The sequence below is a fragment of the Acinetobacter sp. AKBS16 genome (assembly GCF_002899995.1).
Lineage (GTDB): Bacteria > Pseudomonadota > Gammaproteobacteria > Pseudomonadales > Moraxellaceae > Acinetobacter > Acinetobacter baumannii.
The window spans coordinates 1-22,753 of the sequence record NZ_POYH01000031.1 but is presented as its reverse complement, the minus strand read 5'-3'; the positions used below and the strand labels follow the sequence as shown (position 1 = coordinate 22,753).

Here is a 22,753-nt window from a genome sequence, read left to right as displayed (position 1 = left end):
AATACTATTTACATTTCAATTCTTTTTGACGTTCTTTGATTGCGTCTAGACGTTGCTGCTCTTTATCAGAGAATTTTGGCTTAGTCGTATGACAGTTTTCATTACCATATTTTTCTTTAGCATCTTGGTCTTTAAAACAAAAGCCTTTTGACGCATAAATCAAATTGTAATCATCTTGCAATTTTTGACATTCTTGCTCAGGTGTTGCAGCTTGAGCACTGAAACCGGCAAGGGTCACCATTCCAGCGAATACCGCAACCATTAATTTATTCATGAGCTTTTCCTCAGTTAAAGGTATGAACCTGTACTCAATATAAGGTTTATTCCCAATATTTCAATGACTATTAATTACTCAAGTGTTATTTAAAGTCACATTTCACCTTATAATATAAAAAAGCTTTATATATCAAGATCTTTTTTATAATCTGTTTTAAATCAAAAGATTAGATATATTTTATATTAAACAATTAAAATATATACTTAACCAATATTTAAAGTCATGATTAAAATTTTTATAGTAATGAAATAAGTACGTTATATGATTAACATCGGTTCTTGTTTATGCCATAAAGTAAAATTCTCTGTACCTTGTGAAATCAAAACGGTTTATCACTGCCATTGCAGCTTATGCCGAAAACAAACAGGTACTGGAGCGAATGCCGCTACTTTAGTAAAAGAAAATCAGTTTAACTGGTTGATGGGTAAGAAATATGTGGCTACCTATAAAAAAGAAACTGGTTTTACTTCATCATTTTGTAATAGATGTGGTTCGCCTGTCCCTAATAAAATTAATGGTACAAACTATATGTGGATACCGTTGGGGCTTCTCGAACAACCGTTTAAACCAGATTTAAAACTTAATTTTTGTATAGAGTCAAAACATGATTGGGTTGTGTTAGGGGATGCTCATAAAAACTTTGCACATTTACCTGAGTTAGAAGAGTTTTTAAAATATTTTGAATAACACTATTTAACTTTTTATATATTTTAATAATTTTTAAGTATTCTTTACATAAATGATGTGTGTTCACTGTTGAATATATCCGATATTTATTTGAGCATGAAATCACATAGCTTAAAAAAGGATGGTTCACATGATAGATGAAGAAAAGCCTTTAAATTTTGAAGATGATGACGAGCCTCTTGATTTTGAAGATGAAGAATTCATAGACGATAAAAAAGAGGACGAAATGTATAACTCGATTACTAAGGATGGCTCTAGTGTCGATCCTGCTGATGATGGGACACGACATATTCGTCCTGAAGACGGCGATCCGATTGAAATTGATGAGTAAATGCATCAGTTTAAAAAAGATTAGTCTTTTTAATCTTTAAGTATAAGTGTAATATCCGAGCGCTGTCACAAACAGCAAAAAGTCCTGAATGATCAGCGCAAAAAATCAAAAAGGGTAAAGCCTGCTTACAAAGCGGGCTTTTTTTGTATTTATAAAAATCTAGACTAAAGAAAGTAAGTAAACGCTTTTAAGAAAATAATTAATTTTTCAAAAATATTTAGCAGATGAGAAGAACAGATACAAATACCTAGTGTTTGTAATGAGCATTTAAGAGGAGTACAAAGGTAAATAACAAAAATAAGAAAAGTAAAAAGATCATAAGTTAAAACATATCATTAAATTATTTAGGTATTTTACACAATTTAACACTTTATGCAAATTACTTTACATTTCATTGAGTTTTTGTAAAGAATTGGCTAGTCCTAATCGTTTTAAAAATGTGACAATCAGTGGATAATTTGTTAGATTGTTTGATTTTTATAATAACAGGTGAGACAGATGAAGAGATTGTTACTTGTATTGGCTACAGGATTTGGTTTAGATGGGTGTGCATCGTTAACACAAAAAACAGATGAAAATTATATTACTAAATCGCCTGTTACTCCGGTCAATACTGCCTTTAATGCCACTAAAGTACTTGAACATGGAATTTTTACTGAGCAGGATATTGCTGATATGCCTGAACACTCAAGTATAAATTCCCGCTATAAAATATCTTTTTAAAACGATGCTGAAAATTATAATTAAATAGTTAAACTAAATTATCATCGTAAATTAGCTGAAATTTAGAATTTGCTAAGAACATATTTAGTAGTAGCTATTTAGCATAAAACCACCATTTAGGTGGTTTTTAAAAAGATAAAATGTTAAATTTTAATCGTTGAAAAAATTGGTTTTATAAATGAAAAACATCATTATTTTAACTTCTATATTGTTATTAAGTGGGTGCACAATTAATTCTAAGTTATTATCACCAGCAAAAAGTGATGATGAGAAAATTATTGTAGAAGCAGAAAAGTACAAGCAACAATATCAAAAAAAGATCTTTAAAATTTGGAATGTTCCGCCTTCTTCAGTGGGAATGAGTGCTAGCGTTAAAGTCTTTTTAAGTGATACTGGTGAGATTGAGCAAATTATTTTTCTAGATAAAGAAGACCAAAAGTTTAAGTCGAGTATTGAAAAGGCGATATGGCGTGCAAGTCCCTTTGTTTTACCTCCTAATCCGGAAGTTAGAAAACAAGTAAGAAAGTTCAACATTAAATTTACTGCAAAGTAATTTTTAAAAATGAACTTGGCCTTACATTAAAAAACCACCATATGGTGGTTTTTTATTAAGAATTGGTAGAGATACAAACTATAACTTTATTTTATTAATTATTGAAAAACTAATCATTATTTTTTATCTACTTTTTCTTTTATGGTTAACTCATCAAAGAAGAGGAATAAGCCATGTTGAATCAACATGAGATAAATTTAAAACAGTATCAAAATAAATCTTTAAGTTATTTGAATAGCACCGCTCACTCTGAAGGGGTCGAGTTTGATAAATTCATTAAAGAAATTGATGAATATCCAAATGCCGTTGTTTTAGATTTAGGTTGCGGTGGTGGTCATGTAGCTTATAACGTTGCTCGCCATGCAGATCTGGTTTTTGCTTATGATTTATCTCATGAAATGCTCGATACAGTGTCAAAAGCTGCCAATGCTCGAAAAATAAAAAATATTTTTGTACAACAAGGCATTGCTGAAGATATGCCTTTTACTGATGAACAGTTTGATGTAATTATTAGTCGTTATTCTGCCCATCATTGGCAGCATGTCCCAACAGCAATGAAAGAAATAAATCGTGTATTAAAGCCAAATGGCACTGTTATTTTTGTTGATATTATTAGCTCAAGTTTCCCTATTTTAGATACATTTTTACAGACTATAGAAGTGATTCGAGACCCTAGTCATGTAAGAAATTACAGTATTAAAGACTGGGTTCACTTTATTGAAGATGCTGGGTTTGAATTAACAACTTTAGAGAAACAAACCCTCAAACTAGATTTTGATAGTTGGGTACAGCGCATGAAGACACCTGAAGATCAAATAAAAACGCTTAGGTATCTCCAAGAAAATGCAGCAGATGTTGTTAAAAAGTATTTTAATATTCAAAAAGATGGAAGTTTTGAAAGTAAGGTCGGGTACTTTGTATTTAAAAAACTATCCTTCTAGTGAGTCTAAGCTTGGATTTGTGTTCATAGAGAAAATGTTAGATAAAAGCCCTCATATAGAGGGCTTTTTTATGTCTAAATTTAGATTTTTGTTGAACGCTCACTCAGCCATGTTGCTAGCTTTGGCCAGAATTCCTGCGCACTTGCTTGGCTTGACATTAGACCTAAATGACCGCCAGGAATAAGAGTAAATGTAACATCTTGGCTACTGGTTAACTGGCTTAATGGCTGAGCTGCATCAGACGTAACTAATTGATCACTACGGCCAGCTCCAACTAAGAGTGAACAGTCGATATTTTTTAATTCGATTTTTTTATCTTTTAACTGAATAGAACCTTGTCTTAATGGATTTTGCAGCCAAACATTAAATAACATGTCCTGATTAATACCTCCCGGATAATCAATCATATTGTTTAAAAAACTGCTTAATGTGGCATGTTCTTGTACGAACTGAAGGTCATTAAGGTTCTTAAGTAATTGAATATGACCATCGAACCAGCCTTTAGGGTCAAGAATTTTAAAGCCTAAAGAATTTAAAATGCCCGGAGTATGAATTAAACGCTTCGGTAAACCTGAGTAGATACGTTCCTGAAGCTTTTTATTGCGGGCAATAGTTTTGTTTATGGTTCGGTAGAGTTTTCCAATATAACCAGAAGCATAGCTATCGATTGGGCTACCTAAAACTATAAGGTTCTTGACATAATTTGGATGATTATGCGCTGTATATAAAGTAACGAATATGCCAGCCATACTCCATCCGTGTAGAGAAACTTGATCACTGCCTGAATGTGTGCGTACAAGCTCTATAGCTTTAGGAATAAAATCTTCAATAAACGATAAAAAGTTAAGATGTCTATCTTTAAAGCCTAAACGCCCCCAATCGACAAGGTATACGTCAAAACCTGCATTTTGGAAGTATTTGATAAGAGAACGATATGGATATAAATCATAAATCGCCATATTAATAGCTAAAGGTGCCACAAATACTAATGGTTCTCTAAAGTTCTTTTCTGTAGCTGCATAATATCGAACACGGGTTTGGTTGAATTCACCAATCACTTCAAACGGAGTGCTTTGTGACAATACTAATGTTTGAGGACGAAATAGTCGGGTAGAGAGGTGCTTGATTTGACTTTGTTCTGAGACAAGGGACTTTAAGCGTTTCATCTTGTTTTACCAACTATACTAAAGATTGATTGAAGTCTAAGCGATAATTTTCAGGTTTACCTTGACCTTAAATACCTTAGGCACTCAAAATGATGATAGTTTTTAGTACATGACCAGTAAAGGCGAACATTTAATGAACCAGTCTGATGATTTAGAATACCAACTTGATACTTTAGCCATTCGTACCGGACACACTCGTAGTTTTGAAGGTGAACATGGCGAACCAATTTTTTTGACTTCATCTTTTGTATATGAAAACGCTGCTGAAGCAGCTGCAAAATTTTCTGGTCAGGTTCAAGGAAATATCTATTCTCGTTTTACTAATCCGACTGTATCGATGTTCGAAAAACGTTTAGCGGCTTTAGATGGGGCTGAACGTGCCGTGGCTACAAGCTCAGGTATGGGAGCAATTCTATCGATTGCTATGGCGTATCTAAAAGCAGGTGATCATGTTATTTGCTCAAGAGCAGTTTTCGGTTCTATTGTCGCTTTATTTGAAAAATATATTGCCAAATTTGGTGTAGATATCACATTTGTTGATCTACGCGATTTAGATGCATGGAAAAATGCAGTACGTCCAGAAACTAAACTATTATTTGTTGAGTCACCGTCTAATCCATTAGCTGAAATCGCAGATATCCAAGCGCTTGCAGATATTGCGCATGCAAATGGCGCATTACTTGCTGTTGACAATAGTTTCTGTACACCGCAACCGTTAAAGTTGGGTGCAGATCTCGTGATTTACTCTGCGACTAAATATTTAGATGGTCAAGGCCGTGCGTTAGGTGGCGCAGTGGTAGGTAAACATCAACTCCTAGAAGAAGTTTTTAGCGTAGTGCGTACTTTAGGACCATCTATGAGTCCGTTTAATGCATGGATTTTCTTAAAAGGATTAGAAACTTTACGTTTACGTATGAAAGCGCACTGTGAAAATGCTCAAAAACTTGCCGAGTGGTTATCTACCCATGAAAAAGTAGAAAAGGTCTATTATGGCGGGCTTCCAACTCATGAAGGCCATGAACTTGCAGCAAAACAGCAAAATGGCTTTGGCGGGATTGTTTCTTTTGTAGTTAAAGGTGAGCGTGAAGGCGCGTGGAAGGTTATTGATAACACCAAATTTATTTCTATTACGGGTAATTTAGGTGATGTGAAATCAACAATTACGCATCCTGCCACAACCACACACGGCAAACTTTCTGCTGAAGCAAAACAAGCTGCTGGTATTCAAGAAGGCTTAATCCGCGTTTCGGTTGGCTTAGAAGATATTAACGATATTATTGGTGATATCTCACGTGGATTAGATTTGATCTAATAAAATTTATATATCTAAGAATTAAGCCACACTCATTTTAGTGTGGCTTTACTTTAAGGGAAGTTACTCACAAACAACGATTGAAATAAAAAAGCTACATTTTGTTGTAAATGAATTAAAAATCACAACGTATAAAAGTTCTAAATTTAATAAAAATAACAAAGTGAGTTTTTAACCATGCTTAAGCCTATAATTATTTTAGTTGCTATAGGGGCAATTGGTTTGGTTGGATACAAAGTATTTGCCCAAAAGGATGAACCGACTCAAATTAACGAAACTGTTCTATTGATTAATGATGCAAATAAATCAGTTGAAGAAGCTGATCATACAATAGAAAAAGCGAATGCCTCTTTTCAGAAAATTCCTTTGAATGAATACAAACCTGACAATAGCACCCTCCAAGCCTCGCAGTAGTTTAACTCAAATTTTATAACTGGCCTTCGCAGTAAAAAGTTTCGTATAGAAAGCTTTAAATGGATGAGTTACCTAAAAGAGTTTCATAGATACCAATAGAAAACATTAATTTATTGTGTCAGAATTGCGGATTAATTTTGATTTAAACGTACTGACCTCAATGATCTTATTGATCGATAGGGGCGTTCAAAGAGTTTAAGTTCCGAAGTGTTATATGACTATCAATAATACTTGAAATATTTGATAGAGATACGGAGTTAGGTTTATGAATATCAATATGCTCATGCAGCAAGCGCAGCGCATGCAAAAAGATATGGAATCAAATATAAAAAAGGCTAAAGAAGAGCTTGCTCAAACTGAAGTACACGCTGAAGCGGGTGGTGGTTTAGTTAAAGTAACAATGACTGGCCGTTATATCGTAAAACGTATCGAAATTAATCCAGAATTACTTCAAGACGAACCAGACATGATTGAAGACTTAATCGCAGCTGCGGTGAATGATGCTGTGCGTCAAGCTGAAGTAGTTTCTGAAGAAAAAATGCAAAAAGCTAACTCAGGTATGGGTTTACCTCCTGGTTTAGCAGGCATGTTCTAAGGAAAATCAGTGTTTAGTGATAGATTTGAACAACTCGTTCAAGCTTTACGTATTTTGCCTAGCGTTGGACCGAAGTCGGCCCAACGTATGGCTTTACATCTTTTGATGAAAAATCGTGAAGGTGCATTTGCTTTAGCACATGCTCTACATGAAGCATCAAGTTATATTCATGAATGTAGTGTTTGCCACTCTTTAACAGAGCACGAAATTTGTGATATTTGCGCTTCAACAGAAAGAGATGATCAATTGCTTTGTGTAGTTGAGTCTCCGGCAGATGTTATGGCAATCGAGCAAAGTGGTAGTTTTCGTGGCAAATACCATGTGTTGGGTGGACACCTTTCTCCATTAGATGGAATCGGGCCAGAAGAAATAGGCATTCCTTATCTAATCCAACGTTTAAGCCAAGGTACGATCGAAGAAGTCATTTTGGCAACTAATGCTACTGTGGAAGGTCAGGCGACAGCACATTATTTGGTTGAAGCGACGAAGCATTTACCTATTCACATGACACGTATTGCTCAAGGCGTACCACAAGGTGGCGAGCTTGAATATGTGGATAGTCATACCTTAAGTCAGGCTGTTCATAACCGTATGCGTATGAAATAAGTACCTCGGTGCTTATTTCAAATATTTTTTGAATAATATCGTATTATCAAAAAATCTTTTAAAAGACAAAAACATATTTTTAAAAATGACTCAGTGAATATATAAATTAAAAAAAGCTTTTGTAAAAAATAAACATTTAGAAGGATATTAAATTTGAAAAATTTTAAATAATGATCAAAAAATTATCTCTTTTTTGGAAAATTGTTCAAAAATAGATTATTCATCAAGGATTCAGTAGCATTTTTCTAATCCTATGTTATATATACCAGAGTTTAAAGCACTCTTTGCATTTACTTGAGAAAGCATGTTTCAGTTTATCCAACAGCAAACCGAATTGGTTGATGTTCTTCAACAAATGGATCAATGTTCAACTTATGGGCTTGATACAGAATTTATTAAGGTTGATACCCTTTGGCCTAAACTTGGAGTATGTCAAGTCAATGTCAACGGAAATGTATATTTGCTGGATGGAGTGTCTTTAGATTTAAGCGAGTTTTGGAAAAAAATCTTTCTTGCTCAACAAAATATTTTTCATGCATGTGGTGAAGATATTGATTTAATCTATCACTATGCCGATGAACAAAACCTATTAAATGTTTTTGATACTCAAGTTGGATTATCCTTTTTGGGACATGGTTTACAAGTAAGTTATCAAGGTGCATTAAAGCTTTGTTTAGAGATTGATATTGAAAAGGATCAGACTCGATCAGACTGGTTGGCACGTCCTTTATCTCCGCAACAGCTATGCTATGCGGCAAATGATGTTTTATACCTTATGCAATTGGCTAACCATATTAAAGATCAGCTCAAACAAAAAGGGCTTTATGAGTATGTTCTTGAGGATTGTAGTAGTTTAACCAAAGAAATTATTAGTGAAACACCAACCCCGTTGTTATATACAGATGTGGGCAATTATCGTCATTCACGTCGTCAATTAATGCAATTGCAAAATTTAAGTGAGTGGCGTGAAGAGGTGGTTAGAGCAACAAACCAGCCACGTAGTTTTATCCTTAGAAATTCGACGATGATTGATTTAGTCGAAAAAAATCCACGCAATAGTTTCCAATTATCTCAAGTAAAAGATATCCGTCCGAATGTTGTCCGTGAATATGGAAAGATTATTCTTGATCTTTTAAAAGACTTACCTGTTGAAGGACACTGGCCAGCTAAAATTGCTAAACCTTTTAAAATTACATCCAAAGAAACCCTAAATAAAATGGATGCATTGATTGCTAAAGCGATAGAACAAACCTCTATACCTAAAGAAGTTTTACTACGTAAGAAATGGTTAAATGCGATTCATCAGCATGTGCTTACTAAAGGTGATGAACAGGACCTCCCAGATTATTTATTGGGTTGGCGCTATGAGCTTTTAACTAAGCCGCTTATTCAGTTATTTAAAGAAGAGAAAGCCAGTCTTTTATTTTAGGTTTAGGTATTAAGAAAAATTTTCAGTTAAATTGAATTTTAAGATTCAAAATAACTTATCTGATTAATAACTGATCAGTTGGTGTTCGTTAATATAACTTTAAAATAAAATCATTTAATAAGTTAGTCTTTATAAGATTAACTTTTTGTTTAGTTTGAGTTTACATTCTGCCGATTTAATAAAGTTTAAATTATAAAAAGATGAGTTAATCTTAATTATAGAAAGTCATGCTGAATTAAATTAACTTTATTAGTGAGAAAAATTCAATTGTGTATATATACAGGTCTGTATATTCTTGGTAGCAAGAAAAACAATTTCAAAATAAACAATATATAACTATAAGTTTGTTTCGGTGCAGAAATATAGAGGCCTTCTCGGGGAGAGGAGGCCTCTAATTTTATATATGGAGGTGTAAAAAGTTTTTAAAATCAATAATAAGCTAATATTGAGATCAATTTTTTTATGTTATAAATGAAAACTACTAATAATTAGAGATATAAATATGACGAATAATTTTAATGCTGAACAGGCAAGAAAAAATGCGAAAGACGTAAAAATAGATCAAGCACTATTGTTAGAAAAAATTTTATCTGGAACCGAGGAAATCTCGAAAGAAGGTAAGCGACGGGCAGTTTTTCAATTTCCAATAGATGCTTTGCATCCTGAACATATCACACAGGTAGAGGAAGAGTTAAAAACACGAGGTTTTAATGTCTCAACCAATATTGAGCAATCAGGTACAACAGTCAATATTGAAGTCAGTTTCTAAGCTTTTGTTCAATGAAAACGCCCATAATTTTGGGCGTTTTTTATAATTTTTTACAATCTAAATTTATAATAATCAACATATTGTTTGACAGGTTTATCCTTCTTCTGTAGCTTTACTTTTTGAGTGGAATATGGATATGAACTTCCAAACAATACTTTCATCTTTCAAAAATCAATCTACTGGTACAGATGCATTTAAGAATTTAAAAAGTGCCTGTGAACACCATCTCAAACACTCATCAGACCTAAACGAAAAAGCTGTAATTTATCTCATTTATGGGTTTGCCCGTAGTTATGTCATCTTATATGAAGATGAAGCGGTAACTACCGAGTTCGCTCAAGCTTCGAAAGAAATGTTAGTGAATTACATGAATCGCTTAAATGAAGCCTTACGTACTCAAGATGGCCATATAATCTTAAATACTCTAAATCAGGTGAGTAATGATTATATGCAAGGCTCAAGAATCTTTTAATGCTTGAGTTAGAATGTTGAAAGATACTTCTTTAGTCATAGGCCAACTAAAGAAGTATCCAGTGGTAGTTTTAATGTGATTTTTTCTTGCCGCCGCCATCTTGTTTATTGACGGTAGACCATGCAATACGTTCAGCTTCTTCTTGAGAATGACCTCTATCTACTTCACTCTCAACAATATGTTTCGCCTGACGTTTTTGTTTTGCTGTATAAGATGATTTGTCGCCACGAGACATAGCATAGACCTCCATATTTTCTTTTAAGATCTTCTATTATTGAATCATATTAAAAATCAAAAACGGTTAAATAATGTCTTATCCTGTATACATAAGTTGAATCTAATTTAGGCCTTATTTAACTTTATACATAACCGTAAATTTATAAAATTCAATAGATTAAATCAAAGGCAATCTGCTTTAGCTCAAATTTTATTGTTTTTAAAATGTAAAATTTTTATTTTATAAAAGTCGACAAAAAGATTTTTTATGTAAAATTAAAGAGTTAATGAAGGTTGAAAATTTAAAACTTTGGAAAATTAAAAGTTATTTATCGACCTTAATGATTGTTGTAGGTTAATATTTCGCAAGAAAAGAAAAAACGACTGATGCGTAAACAAACCTGCGTGTGTCTGTCGTTTTTTTTCATGTATGCTGTCCTTAGTTCAAGAGTTGATTTGAAATGCACTGTGATATTTATAGATCGAGCAAAAAAGATGAAATGTACATTTATATTGCTCGTCCAAACTATCCTGATGAAACGGAGCAAGCCGATCCGTTTGAAAAAGTTCCAGAAGCTGTTTTACAAGCCTTTGGCCGTGCAACGTTTGTCATGCATTTAGAATTGGCTCCAACACGTAAATTAGCGCGTGTAAATGTTTTACATGTTCTAGACTCATTACAAACAAAAGGCTTCTTTATTCAGATGCCGCCAGAAGGGTTAATTAACCCAAATGCAGTTGAACCAGAGGGCTTACGTGGTGCGTGAAGATCAAGCTGGAATTTTAAATCAATTACTTTCTTCTCTCGATGCGATTCCTGAAGAGATTATTGCTTTAACAGCTTATGGCGTTGGCGCTATTATTGCCTTGTGGTGCTGGTGGCGTTTAATGCGCCGCTTACCTACCACTTTGGGCGCAATAAGCTGGTTAGTTGTTTTTGCTATTTTGGTGACACCGACTGTTTCGGAAGGGCCTAATGCATCTGTAGCGCCAGCTATTTTTGGACTACTATTTGGTGTTTTAACTAAAGACAGTCCTTTAATCTGGTCAAATTTATCCTTAATTCTGTTTGTAATCGGTCTAGGTTTGGTTATTGGCTATTGTTGGTCAAAATATATAACAAACAAAAGCATGCGTTCCATCTAACCATTGAAATAGAAAAATAAGGTCTCTACATGTCTGCTGATACCCAACATTTTACCGGTACAGATCAATATATCGCGACTGATAGTCTTAAACTTGCTGTAAAAGCAGCTCGTGCTTTGCAAAAGCCTTTATTGGTTAAAGGTGAGCCGGGTACAGGTAAGACTTTACTTGCCGAGCAAGTGGCAGAAAGTCTTGGTTTAAAACTCATTACTTGGCACATCAAGTCAACGACTAAGGCACAGCAAGGCTTATATGAATACGATGCTGTTTCTCGTTTACGTGATAGCCAACTTGGTGATGATCGTGTTTACGATATTAAGAACTATATTAAGCCCGGTAAATTGTGGGAAGCTTTCACCAGTGAAGAGCGCTGTGTGCTTTTAATTGATGAAATTGATAAGGCAGACATTGAGTTTCCAAATGACCTGTTACATGAACTTGATAAAATGTCTTTTTATGTTTATGAAACAGGCGAAACAATTACGGCTACTCAACGTCCAATCGTAATTATTACTTCAAATAATGAAAAAGAATTACCAGATGCTTTCTTGCGTCGCTGTTTCTTCCATTACATTGAGTTCCCAGATGAAGCAACGATGCGCGAAATTATCTCGGTACATTTCCCGAATATCTCTGCAACTTTGGTAAATGAAGCGCTTCAAGTTTTCTTTAAGCTCCGTGAAATTCCTAACTTGAAGAAACCACCATCTACATCTGAACTGATCGATTGGTTGAGTCTGCTTATGGCAGATGATATGCCTGAAGATGTACTACGTAATCGAGATACATCAAAAGCTATTCCACCTTTGTATGGCGCACTCATTAAAAACGAACAAGATGTACAACTGCTTGAACGTTTGGCTTTCATGTCGCGACGTTAAAGGAGGGAATAACCCATGTTTGTGCGGTTATTTTACACCTTACGAAAATATGGTGTTCCAGTCACGACTCGTGAATTGATTGATTTAAATCGTGCAGTAAGCGAAGGGCTAGTTTTTGCCGATCAAGAAGAGTTCTATCAACTTGCTAAAACCATTTTAGTTAAAGATGAACGTTTTTTTGATAAGTTCGATCGTGCCATGAAAGATTACTTTGATGGCATAGAAACCTTTGATATTGATGAGTTACTCAAACAAGTTCATAAATTACCAAAAGACTGGTTCGACTTAGAACTTCTAGAAAAGCATTTAACACCAGAGCAAAGAGCTGAACTTCAAAAAGCAGGTTCTTTAGAAGAACTGATGAAAATGCTAGAAGAGCGTTTACGTGAACAGCATAAAAAACATCAAGGTGGTAACCGTATGGTTGGCACGGGTGGAACTTCACCTTTTGGTGCTTTTGGTGACCATCCGGAAGGCGTCAGAATTGGTGGGCCGGGCCGTAAGCGTTCGGCGGTTAAAGTTTGGGAACAGCGTAAATACCAAAATCTAGATGATGACCAAGTTCTTGGTACCCGCCAAATGCAAATTGCTTTACGACGTTTACGTAAATTTGCAAGACAAGGTGCTGCCGAAGAGTTAGACGTTGACGGTACAATCCGTGAAACGGCCAAGCAGGGTATTCTTGACGTTCAAATGGTACCAGAGCGTCGAAATCGAATCAAAGTGCTCATGTTGTTTGATGTAGGCGGTTCGATGGATGCACACATTGCCCAATGTGAAAAGTTATTTAGCGCAGCTAAAACAGAATTTAAAACGCTTGAATACTTTTATTTTCATAACTGTCTTTATGACTATGTTTGGAAAGATAACTACCGAAGAACAGCTACTCGCATGAACACATGGGACTTGTTTCATACCTATGGACGTGACTATCGTGTAATTGTCGTAGGTGATGCCAGTATGGCACCGTATGAGCTGAAATCGGTAGGTGGTTCGGTTGAATATATGAATGATGAAGCAGGTGAAGTTTGGTTACGTCGCCTACGTCAGCATTTTGATAAAACAGCATGGTTAAACCCTGAAACAGAAGGGTATTGGCATTACACTCAAACAATTGGTTGGATTAAAGAGATTTTTGAAAACCATATGTATCCAATGACCCTAAAAGGCATTGAGGATTTGACGCGTTACCTTTCTCGATAAACTTGATAACTTTAATAATTTAAAAAGAGGGATGATATGCAACATCAAATTAATGGTATTGCTTTACCGAATGAACAAGGATTTTTTGGTGAATATGGAGGGCAATTTATTCCTCCACATTTAAAAGAAGCAATGGATGAAATTAATGTTGCTTATGAAGAAATTCGCCATACGCCAGAATTTCAAAATGAATTAGCAGACCTCTTTGCAAATTATGTCGGCCGTCCAAGTCCTTTATTTTATGCAAAACGCCTTTCAGAACAGTTAGGTGGCGCGCAAATTTATTTAAAACGTGAAGACTTAAATCATACCGGTGCCCATAAAATTAATCACTGTTTAGGTGAGGCTCTACTTGCTAAATATATGGGCAAAAAGAAAGTTATCGCCGAGACTGGTGCGGGTCAACATGGGGTTGCTTTAGCAACGGCTTGTGCTCTAGTGGGTATTCCATGTGAAATCCACATGGGGCAAGTTGATATTGAAAAAGAACATCCAAATGTGGTCAAAATGAAAATTTTGGGCGCTCATTTGGTGTCAGTAACTCGCGGTACAGCAACGTTAAAAGATGCTGTAGATAGCGCGTTTGAAGAATATTTAAAAGATCCTAAAAACTTTATTTATGCGATTGGTTCTGTGGTTGGTCCACATCCATTTCCTAAAATGGTTCGAGATTTTCAATCAATTATTGGTAAGGAAATTAAAGAGCAGACGCATCAACGATTTGGAAAAAATCCGAATTATGTAGTGGCATGTGTGGGTGGTGGTTCAAATGCAATCGGTGCCTTTACAGCTTTTTTAAATGATTCAGATGTGAAACTTGTAGGAGTTGAACCTGCTGGGCATGGGCTAGATACAAATATGCATTCGGCAACCCTAACATTAGGTAAACCAAGCCAAATTCATGGTATGGCATGTTATGTTCTTGAAAATGAGGCTGGTGAACCTTTACCTGTGCATTCTATCGCTTCAGGATTGGACTATCCTGGTGTTGGGCCACAACATAGTTTCTTAAAAGATTTAGGCCGTGTGGAATATAGCACTGCAACTGACCAAGAATGTTTAGATGCGTTTATGACCTTATCACGAGTTGAAGGTATTGTTCCTGCGCTTGAAAGCTCACATGCTGTCGCATGGGCAATACGTGAAGCGCCAAAACTGCCGAAAGAAACCATGATCGTGGTGAATCTGTCGGGTCGTGGCGATAAAGATTCTGATTATGTGGCAGAAAAACTTAAGCTTTAAACTAAATATACTTAAAGAGCGGCCCATTTTGAAAGGCCGCTTTTTTATTTTATAGACTAAATTTCACCCTACTTAAAAGTTCATTATTTCTTAATTAAAACAAAGTATTTTGTTTTTGAGCCATGACTGTTCGAGATAGATATGTAAAACACTGGTTCACAAGGCAAAGCGTTGCTTTGCATTACCTCACTCAGTAGAATAGTCACTTTGCAAAATTTGCCTTTGGAGACGCCTAAGTGGAGCGACCGACGATTAGCCCTGAACATTTACAGGAAGCTGCTGAAAATTTATCAACAATTCGAGATTTTATTCGTTTTGGGGTGTCAGCATTACGTCAATATGATGCACATTTAGGACAAGGTACTGAAGATTATTTCGCAGAAAGCTCTGCATTAGTTTTACAAACCTTATCTCTTGAATGGTCAGCAGATTCAGAGATTTTAGATGCGAAGCTTTTACCAAGTGAAAAAGCAGAATTCTTAAGCTTGTTGGAACGCCGTATTAATGAGCGTATTCCGACTTCTTATTTATTAAATTTAGCTTATTTCTTTAATAAGCCATTTTATGTGGATGAGCGCGTACTTATTCCTCGCTCACCAATTGCAGAGTTAATTGAGCAACGTTTTGCGCCATATTGTTTAGATGAAAATGGCCAAATGCGTGAAGCGCTTAATAACTTACCAGAAAATACCAAGCCTAAAACTCCACAACGTATTTTAGATATGTGTACAGGTTCTGGCTGTATTGCGGTAGCTTTAGCTTATGCTTATCCAGATGCAGAAGTAGATGCAACAGACATCTCTAAAGAAGCTTTAGAAGTAGCATCAATTAACGTTGAACATCACAATAAACAATACCAAGTTGCATTACTTGAGTCGGATTTATTTGAAAAAATTCCAGCTGAAAACCAGTACGATTTAATTGTAAGTAACCCTCCGTATGTTGATGCCGAAGACATGGCTGACTTGCCGGAAGAGTTTTTACATGAACCTGAACTTGCATTAGCAGCAGGTCAGGATGGTTTAGACTTGGTTCGTAAAATGCTTGCTCAAGCGGCAGATTACTTAACGGAAGATGGTCTTATAGTTATTGAAGTCGGTAACTCTGAATGGGCAATGCGCCAAAACTTTAATACAGTTGATTTCAATTGGCTTACTTTCCAAAAAGGTGGTTCAGGTATTTTTGCTTTGACTGCTGAACAATGTCGTCGTTATAGAAAATTATTTGAAGAACAAGTTTAAGGAGTTGTACATATGGCAGGGAACAGTATTGGACAACTCTTTCGTGTGACAACATGCGGTGAATCGCATGGGGTTGGTTTAATGGCAATTGTTGATGGGGTGCCACCAGGCCTTGCATTAACCGAAGAAGATTTGCAAAAAGATCTGGATCGCCGTAAGCCGGGAACCTCGAAATTTGCGACGCAGCGTAAAGAGCCTGATCAGGTTGAAATCATTTCTGGTGTGTTTGAGGGTAAAACTACTGGTACGCCAATTGGTTTACTCATTCGCAATACAGACCAAAAATCGAAAGATTATGGAAATATTGCACAAACTTTTAGACCGGGTCACGCAGATTACACTTATACGCAAAAGTATGGTTTCCGCGATTATCGTGGCGGTGGCCGTTCAAGTGCTCGTGAAACTGCTATGCGTGTTGCAGCGGGTGCTATTGCGAAGAAATATCTAGCAGAAAAATTTGGTGTTCTGATCCGCGGTCATGTGACTCAAATTGGTAATGAAGTTGCTGAAAAACTGGATTGGAATGAAGTTCTAAATAATCCATTTTTCTGTGGCGATGTAGATGCTGTTCCTCGTTTTGAAGCATTAGTTACATCTTTACGTGAGCAAGGTACAAGTTGCGTGCTAAGTTAGAAATTTTAGCCGAAAAAGTTCCTGTAGGTTGGGGTGAGCCTGTCTTTGATCGTTTAGATGCTGATATTGCACATGCAATGATGAGTATTAATGCGGTTAAAGGTGTTGAAATTGGCGATGGTTTTGCTGTAGCAGGACAGTTCGGACATGAAACACGTGACGAATTGACTAGTCATGGCTTCTTGGCAAATCATGCTGGTGGTATTTTAGGTGGTATTTCAAGTGGCCAGACCATTCGTGTGGCGATTGCACTAAAACCAACAGCAAGTATTACTACTTCGGGTAAAACGATTAATTTAAATCGTGAAGATACTGATGTGTTAACTAAAGGCCGTCATGACCCGTGCGTGGGCGTTCGAGCAACTCCAATTGCGGAAGCAATGTTGGCAATTGTACTAATGGATCATTTCTTACGCCACCGTGCTCAAAACGCGGATGTTGTTCCTCCATTTGCGCCAATTGAACCATAGTTAGTTCTAATCAGCGTATTAAAAAAGCCACATAATCAAAATTATGTGGCTTTTCTATTTTTATTGAAATCACATGATTACCTTAAAAATAAATCATTAAGTTAGATCTACAATTTGTTCTTCATTCAAAGCAATTTGATATTGGTTGCGGCCATTTGTTTTTGCCTGATAGAGCGCATGATCAGCACGACTAACAAAAGCAGAAATTGAATCATTTAAACGTGGAATTGTGGTCGCCACGCCAACACTAATAGTTACGTATGGTGAAACACTACTACATGGATGAACAATAGCAATTTTCTTAATTGCATTCATTAATCTTTCGGCCTGAATTTTGGCTTGTTGTGCATTTGTCATTGGGAACAGAAGTAAGAATTCTTCACCGCCATAACGGGCAACCAAATCGCCACTACGAGCAGCAATTGAGGAAATTGCAGTCGCAATATCTTTTAAACACTGATCACCCTTGAGATGGCCTAAGCTATCGTTATATGGTTTAAAGAAGTCGATATCAACCATCATAATAGTAAGAGGAGTCTCATGGCGTAATGCGCGTCGCCATTCATTATCAAGTGTTTCATCAAGATAACGTCGGTTAGCAAGTCCGGTTAAAGCATCTTGTTGAGAAAGCAGTGACAGTTGTTGAGCTTGTTGCATGAGTTCAATACGATTGAGCTCAATCATACAGTTTTGTAAATAGTTTTCACGGTGCTGACGATCCGTAGCATAGGCAAGGGTCATGCCTAAGAAACTACTAAACGTATATGTACGGTTCAGGAAGGTCCAGTCTATGTCTCCGTTCAAATAGGTACTTACCAAAATACCAATAAGACCGCCGACCCATCCTGCAATAATGGCAGTATAAAAACGCATGCCTACCGCACCATAGATAATTACAATGGCATACATCATTGCTGCATGAAAAAGTACATTATCTTGGCCATTTTCTAAAACGTTAATTAAGATAAATGTTATGGCAACGGCAGCGGAAGAACCAATTCCGACATAATAATCAAACCACTGATTTAATTTTTTAATAAATGATAAAATCCAGGCGATTAAAACAATTATGCCTACCCAAGAATAATAGCTTAACCAGGATAAAACTTGTTCGGTTGGTAAAACTTGGTATATACCAAAGCTTAAAAATAAATATAATATTAAAATAATAGGTGCTCTATAGCGAAACTCATAGGCTGCACCATTTTGATATTGAAAACGATATATCGTTTCAAGTTGCTTTGGAAACCATACGAAATTTAATCCGCGTGTGGTTAATAAATCTATTTGTTCCTGTCCCAATATATTGGAACCTTGCAACTTCATAATTAATGCTCTCTATATTGGAAGTTGGCATAAAATGAGACTTGTTTTATTAAAGTTCCATCTAAAAGTATTGGTTATATAATGTGTGGTTTATTTAAAATAATAATACAGATTTTTTAAAAAAGTAATGATTTTTACGACCCCTAATTGTGATAAAAATCACGACATTTCAATGATTAGCGTCACAATTATCTAAAGATTCGAAACCTTTGAGAAAAAATTACAAATGGTCGATTAAAGATTGTATCTTTATCATTTTCGGATAGACTTATAGCCGTGAAGTACAGATGATTGCTGTCATATAAATAGGAAAATTAGCAATGACTGCTCTAAATCAATATGGAATGAGTTTAGAAATTACGCCGCATAATGGATGGTCTCAGCGGTTTTGGGAGGATCTTTTACCAGTGAAGGAGCGGGTGAGTAAACATCCGTTTTTTACTGAAATGGCCAATGGGGGATTGAGCCTAGAAAGTTTCCGTTATGCTTTACTTAATTTCTATCCATTAGTAGCGCATTTCCCGTCATATATGGCTGGTGCGTTAGCTAAAGCAACTGCTTTTGCAGAACCTGGCGTTACTGAAACAAGAGATTGGTTAATTCAAAATATTAAGGTCGAAGAGCGCCATTTACAGTGGTATCGGGATTGGGCTAGAGGTTTTGGATTAACGGTAGAACAACTCGATAGTGTTCGCCCACCAGCTTCGATGAATGCGGTGAATCATTTTCTTTGGAATATGAGTCATCGTGGCAACTTGGCTGAATGTCTGGCAGCGACCAATTTAGCAATTGAATGGGCGACAGGTGACTGGTCTATTCAAGTCTATAAAGGCATACACGCTTATACGGATCATCCGGAAGTTACCATTGATAAGCGTTCTTTAGCCTGGTTACGTGCACATGCTCATTATGATGATTTACATCCTTATGAAGCCATGGAGCTGATTAAACGTTTGTGTAATGAACGTCCTGATTGGCAGCAAAAAGCATTTCATGCGGCGGAAGAAGGGCTGCGGTATTATGAATTAGCTTTAGACGATTGCTATAGAGTACAGCTTCAAGCCTCTGCTTGATCTCAACTTAAAAAGGGAGAATATTCTACATATTCTCCCTTTTATTTTATTCAAGCAATTTTAAGAGCTTTGCCCGATACGGTGTTTCTTCGGGCAGAAGTTCAAGTAAGCGTTCAACGGCATCAACACGGTCGGGAACACGGCTAACCACACGTAATAGTTGGTCTACATCATCAATTTGATAGATAACATGACTCAAGCGGGCGTCAAAGCAATCTCTCCAAGCACACAAAAACGGACTTTCTGACTTGGCTAAAAAACTACCTCTATACAGTGTTAAAGTGGTTGCAGTAAAACCTAAGTTTAGTGCTTGCTCAGCCATGAGAAAGTCACATTGAATTTCACAGTTAAGTCTATATGGTCGTGACTCGATCACATCGGGAATCAGGTTTCGAAGCTGTGAGAGCTCAGCTTTTAGTGTAGTGGTACTCACTGGTCGATCGCCATATAAGGCATAGTGAAGCTCTTCTAGGTTTATGCCTTCCGGACATAAAGCAAGAATACATAAAATTTCGATTTGGCGCTGCGTGAGTGTCAAGCCATGTTGATTGTATTGAACCTTAGGCGTGCCTAGCGCCTTAATATATAAAATGTTCTTTTGATGAAGTTGAATGGCTTGTTTTACAATATCGGCACAGCGTTCAACAGCTAAAATTCCAAGTGAGTTATGCTTTTGATATTTAGTTGATAAGTTCATAATGCCATAAAACTGGCCTGTATTTGCGTCAGTGATCGGGGCTGCATAACATACCCAGTCTCTAACACTGTTCATCTGGTTTTCATGTGAATAAACACAGCTTGCAGAATGTGTATTTAGGGCAAGACCAATTGCATTTTGACCAACTGCTTGGGTTGACCATTGTCCACCTTCAACAAAATGGACTTGCTCAGCAGATGAACGCATAGGTGTACTACTCCATGTCCAGAGTAAAGTACCGTGAGGGTCAGTCACCCCAATTGCCATATCTGCATCTTCAGCAATATGCATCAAATTTCTATGGCACTCTTGGATTGAACGACCAAATAAGGAATGTTGCCATTCCTGATCTAGATCAAATATAGGAGCCGCATCTAGATCGAGTGACGGCTTTTTTCCTAAACAAGGGGATTCAGAGATTGTTTCCGGTCTAAAGAAAGACGGAAGGTTATCTGTAGAAGGCAATAATAATTGTTTTGACATATCCATATCGAAGTTCCTTTATCGTTGAAATGGCGTATCCGTGGCCGCTCAACAGGTTTAGCTTTCTTATTGTGACTATTTCCTCGTTATTTCATTTACCTTAAATAATTTTAAACGGTTTGACTATTATCCTATTGGGTAAGTTTTGTTATTTCGCCTCGCCCTATGACAAAACATCCTCTCTTGAAAATGGCTTTGGGGCAGGTTCTCCGAAATATTGCCGATCGGCAAAATAGCTAGAACGGACCATCGGCGCACTCCAGATATTTTTAAAGCCTAAACGCTGACCATGCTGAGTGTATCTTTCAAATTCTTGTAAATTCACAAACCGGTGAATAGGGGCATGTGATTTAGAGGGCTGTAAATATTGTCCAATAGTCACTAAATCTACATCATGATCTTTTAAATCGTTGAGTAGAGCAATAACCTCAGCTTCAATTTCTCCTAGCCCTACCATTAGACCGCATTTAGTTTTGATATCAGGACAGTATTTTTTAAAACGTTTTAATAAATTTAATGAATGCTGATAGTCAGAACCGGGACGCATTGCTTTATATAAACGCGGTACTGTCTCAATATTATGATTAAATACATCGGGTGGTGATAAGCTTAATGTAGAGAGTGCTGTTTCTAAACGGCCACGAAAGTCCGGAACTAAAATTTCAATTAGCGTATCTGGACAACGGTTTCTGATTTCTTCAATACACTTCACAAAATGTGCTGCGCCCCCATCATGTAGATCATCACGGTCTACAGAGGTAATGACTACATATTTTAAGTTTAGGTTAGCGACCGTCTCAGCTAGATGTTTAGGTTCATTTTCATCTAAAGGCATTGGACGACCATGTGCTACATCGCAGAAAGGGCAACGTCTTGTACAAATATCTCCCATAATCATAAATGTTGCCGTACCACCACCAAAACATTCAGGTAGATTTGGACATGCAGCTTCTTCGCAAACACTATGTAACTTTTGTTGGCGTAATAAATTTTTGATACGTTGAATTTCTTCGAAATCAGTTATTTTTGCTCGAATCCATTCAGGTTTTTTAGGTAGTTCTTCGGTAGGTAAAATTTTAATAGGAATACGAGAAACTTTATCTATTCCTCTTAACTTAATACCTGTCTCTATTTGCCTTTTTAAGTCCATATATAAAATTCCATTTTATATTAAATAAATTTGCAACTAGACTAGTTATAATAAAAAACCTTATTTCTATAAATAAGAAATAAAGAATTTATTAATGCGTATAGTGCACAGCAAATATTATAAATTAATAAAGGTTGGTTAAAGGTTTGTTTTACAAGTATATGAAATGAATTAAAATTTTTTAATTTTATTTTTGTGGCGTAAGTTTGTGAAAAATAAAAATTAATAGCTAAAAAACTTATTTTAAACTTTTTAGTCTAATAGCATATTAAATTAAATTGAGCTTTATTATTTATAGCGAAATATATAAAACTCGCTGAAACTTGGTTGATTTTTAATAATCAAGATAATAAAGGAAAAGGATATGCAATTAACGGAAGAGCAATTACTCGCAGCATATAAACGCATGCGTGATATTCGTGAATTTGAAGATCGACTTCATGAAGAAAATACCAATGGTGATATTCCAGGCTTTATTCACTTATATAGCGGAGAAGAAGCTGTAGCAGTCGGGATTTGCGAAAACTTAACCGACAAAGACTATATCACTTCAACACACCGTGGACATGGACACTGTATTGCAAAAGGCTGTGATATTCACGCCATGATGCTGGAAATTTTCGGTAAAGATGACGGACTATGCCGTGGAAAAGGCGGTTCTATGCATATTGCCGATTTAGATAAAGGTATGCTCGGTGCCAACGGGAGTGTGGGTGG

The 22,753-nt window shown here is 36.1% G+C and carries 26 protein-coding genes and 1 pseudogene; 21 read left to right on the top strand and 6 right to left on the bottom strand.

What is annotated here, in order from left to right:
• Positions 1-4: 4 nt before the first annotated feature.
• On the bottom strand, positions 5-274 hold the full coding sequence (locus C1642_RS04945) for a YARHG domain-containing protein (protein WP_001037927.1): 270 nt from the start codon (positions 272-274) through the stop codon (positions 5-7).
• 264 nt (positions 275-538) lie between these two features.
• Between C1642_RS04945 and C1642_RS04940 the strand changes: the two genes are divergently transcribed.
• The 5 genes from C1642_RS04940 (at position 539) to C1642_RS04920 (ending at position 3,512) form a co-directional block, all read left to right on the top strand.
• Positions 539-964 (top strand): GFA family protein, encoded by a 426-nt coding sequence (locus tag C1642_RS04940; protein WP_103235993.1) that lies wholly within the window; start codon positions 539-541, stop codon positions 962-964.
• A gap of 130 nt (positions 965-1,094) precedes the next feature.
• Positions 1,095-1,295, top strand: a complete 201-nt coding sequence (locus tag C1642_RS04935; protein ID WP_000564581.1) for a hypothetical protein — start codon at positions 1,095-1,097, stop codon at positions 1,293-1,295.
• A gap of 498 nt (positions 1,296-1,793) precedes the next feature.
• Complete coding sequence (locus C1642_RS04930) at positions 1,794-2,018, top strand: hypothetical protein (RefSeq protein WP_103235992.1); 225 nt, start codon at positions 1,794-1,796, stop codon at positions 2,016-2,018.
• 178 nt (positions 2,019-2,196) lie between these two features.
• Complete coding sequence (locus C1642_RS04925; protein ID WP_103235991.1) at positions 2,197-2,571, top strand: TonB C-terminal domain-containing protein; 375 nt, start codon at positions 2,197-2,199, stop codon at positions 2,569-2,571.
• A 173-nt stretch (positions 2,572-2,744) separates the two neighbouring features.
• Positions 2,745-3,512: a class I SAM-dependent methyltransferase gene (locus C1642_RS04920; protein WP_000934177.1), complete on the top strand. Its 768-nt coding sequence runs from the start codon at positions 2,745-2,747 to the stop codon at positions 3,510-3,512.
• Between the two features lie 80 nt (positions 3,513-3,592).
• On the opposite strand, the gene C1642_RS04915 is transcribed toward C1642_RS04920, so the two are convergent.
• Positions 3,593-4,678 (bottom strand): alpha/beta fold hydrolase, encoded by a 1,086-nt coding sequence (locus tag C1642_RS04915; RefSeq protein WP_103235990.1) that lies wholly within the window; start codon positions 4,676-4,678, stop codon positions 3,593-3,595.
• Between the two features lie 133 nt (positions 4,679-4,811).
• Here C1642_RS04915 and C1642_RS04910 point away from each other — a divergent pair, with 133 nt between their 5' ends.
• The 7 genes from C1642_RS04910 to C1642_RS04880 all read left to right on the top strand — a co-directional run bounded on the left by C1642_RS04910 (position 4,812) and on the right by C1642_RS04880 (position 10,275).
• Positions 4,812-5,990: an O-succinylhomoserine sulfhydrylase gene (locus C1642_RS04910; protein ID WP_213064251.1), complete on the top strand. Its 1,179-nt coding sequence runs from the start codon at positions 4,812-4,814 to the stop codon at positions 5,988-5,990.
• Positions 5,991-6,167: 177 nt separating this feature from the next.
• A complete protein-coding gene (locus tag C1642_RS04905; protein WP_000917295.1) occupies positions 6,168-6,404 on the top strand; it encodes a hypothetical protein in 237 nt (78 codons plus the stop codon).
• Positions 6,405-6,669: 265 nt separating this feature from the next.
• Positions 6,670-6,999 carry a YbaB/EbfC family nucleoid-associated protein gene (locus C1642_RS04900; protein WP_001024697.1) on the top strand — a complete coding sequence of 110 codons (330 nt, stop codon included), beginning with the start codon at positions 6,670-6,672 and terminating at the stop codon, positions 6,997-6,999.
• A gap of 9 nt (positions 7,000-7,008) precedes the next feature.
• Complete coding sequence (gene recR, locus C1642_RS04895; RefSeq protein ID WP_000490551.1) at positions 7,009-7,605, top strand: recombination mediator RecR; 597 nt, start codon at positions 7,009-7,011, stop codon at positions 7,603-7,605.
• Positions 7,606-7,909: 304 nt separating this feature from the next.
• On the top strand, positions 7,910-9,034 hold the full coding sequence (locus tag C1642_RS04890; RefSeq protein WP_000486120.1) for a ribonuclease D: 1,125 nt from the start codon (positions 7,910-7,912) through the stop codon (positions 9,032-9,034).
• Between the two features lie 502 nt (positions 9,035-9,536).
• Positions 9,537-9,803, top strand: coding sequence for a hypothetical protein (locus tag C1642_RS04885; protein ID WP_000183704.1), 267 nt, complete (start codon positions 9,537-9,539; stop codon positions 9,801-9,803).
• A gap of 130 nt (positions 9,804-9,933) precedes the next feature.
• Entirely contained in the window at positions 9,934-10,275 is a 342-nt protein-coding gene (locus C1642_RS04880; protein WP_103235988.1) for a hypothetical protein, read from the top strand.
• Between the two features lie 70 nt (positions 10,276-10,345).
• Here the strand turns inward: C1642_RS04880 and C1642_RS04875 are convergent, their stop codons facing one another.
• A complete protein-coding gene (locus C1642_RS04875) occupies positions 10,346-10,510 on the bottom strand; it encodes a hypothetical protein (protein ID WP_000086293.1) in 165 nt (54 codons plus the stop codon).
• A 442-nt stretch (positions 10,511-10,952) separates the two neighbouring features.
• On the opposite strand from C1642_RS04875, the gene C1642_RS04870 reads away from it, so the two are divergent.
• The 7 genes and pseudogenes from C1642_RS04870 (at position 10,953) to aroC (ending at position 17,307) form a co-directional block, all read left to right on the top strand.
• Entirely contained in the window at positions 10,953-11,258 is a 306-nt protein-coding gene (locus C1642_RS04870) for a YcgL domain-containing protein (protein WP_000543500.1), read from the top strand.
• Entirely contained in the window at positions 11,251-11,637 is a 387-nt protein-coding gene (locus C1642_RS04865; RefSeq protein ID WP_001206390.1) for a hypothetical protein, read from the top strand. The genes C1642_RS04870 and C1642_RS04865 overlap by 8 nt, the downstream gene beginning before the upstream one ends.
• 29 nt (positions 11,638-11,666) lie before the next feature.
• Entirely contained in the window at positions 11,667-12,518 is an 852-nt protein-coding gene (locus tag C1642_RS04860) for an AAA family ATPase (protein ID WP_001271636.1), read from the top strand.
• Positions 12,519-12,533: 15 nt separating this feature from the next.
• Positions 12,534-13,721: a vWA domain-containing protein gene (locus tag C1642_RS04855; protein ID WP_000498059.1), complete on the top strand. Its 1,188-nt coding sequence runs from the start codon at positions 12,534-12,536 to the stop codon at positions 13,719-13,721.
• 36 nt (positions 13,722-13,757) lie between these two features.
• Entirely contained in the window at positions 13,758-14,963 is a 1,206-nt protein-coding gene (gene trpB / locus C1642_RS04850) for a tryptophan synthase subunit beta (RefSeq protein ID WP_001164655.1), read from the top strand.
• A 236-nt stretch (positions 14,964-15,199) separates the two neighbouring features.
• On the top strand, positions 15,200-16,204 hold the full coding sequence (gene prmB / locus C1642_RS04845) for a 50S ribosomal protein L3 N(5)-glutamine methyltransferase (RefSeq protein WP_000441019.1): 1,005 nt from the start codon (positions 15,200-15,202) through the stop codon (positions 16,202-16,204).
• A gap of 12 nt (positions 16,205-16,216) precedes the next feature.
• Positions 16,217-17,307 (top strand): annotated as a pseudogene (aroC, locus tag C1642_RS04840) (chorismate synthase).
• A 96-nt stretch (positions 17,308-17,403) separates the two neighbouring features.
• Here the strand turns inward: aroC and C1642_RS04835 are convergent.
• Positions 17,404-18,633 carry a GGDEF domain-containing protein gene (locus tag C1642_RS04835; protein WP_000775755.1) on the bottom strand — a complete coding sequence of 410 codons (1,230 nt, stop codon included), beginning with the start codon at positions 18,631-18,633 and terminating at the stop codon, positions 17,404-17,406.
• Positions 18,634-18,953: 320 nt separating this feature from the next.
• Here C1642_RS04835 and C1642_RS04830 point away from each other — a divergent pair, with 320 nt between their 5' ends.
• Positions 18,954-19,706 carry a TenA family transcriptional regulator gene (locus C1642_RS04830; RefSeq protein WP_000126114.1) on the top strand — a complete coding sequence of 251 codons (753 nt, stop codon included), beginning with the start codon at positions 18,954-18,956 and terminating at the stop codon, positions 19,704-19,706.
• Between the two features lie 46 nt (positions 19,707-19,752).
• On the opposite strand, the gene C1642_RS04825 is transcribed toward C1642_RS04830, so the two are convergent.
• Entirely contained in the window at positions 19,753-20,892 is a 1,140-nt protein-coding gene (locus C1642_RS04825) for a helix-turn-helix domain-containing protein (RefSeq protein ID WP_103235987.1), read from the bottom strand.
• A 157-nt stretch (positions 20,893-21,049) separates the two neighbouring features.
• Positions 21,050-22,036: a lipoyl synthase gene (gene lipA / locus C1642_RS04820; protein ID WP_000364554.1), complete on the bottom strand. Its 987-nt coding sequence runs from the start codon at positions 22,034-22,036 to the stop codon at positions 21,050-21,052.
• A 364-nt stretch (positions 22,037-22,400) separates the two neighbouring features.
• Here lipA and C1642_RS04815 point away from each other — a divergent pair.
• The coding region (locus C1642_RS04815; RefSeq protein ID WP_265734988.1) for a thiamine pyrophosphate-dependent enzyme at positions 22,401-22,753 on the top strand (353 nt) is incomplete at its 3' end.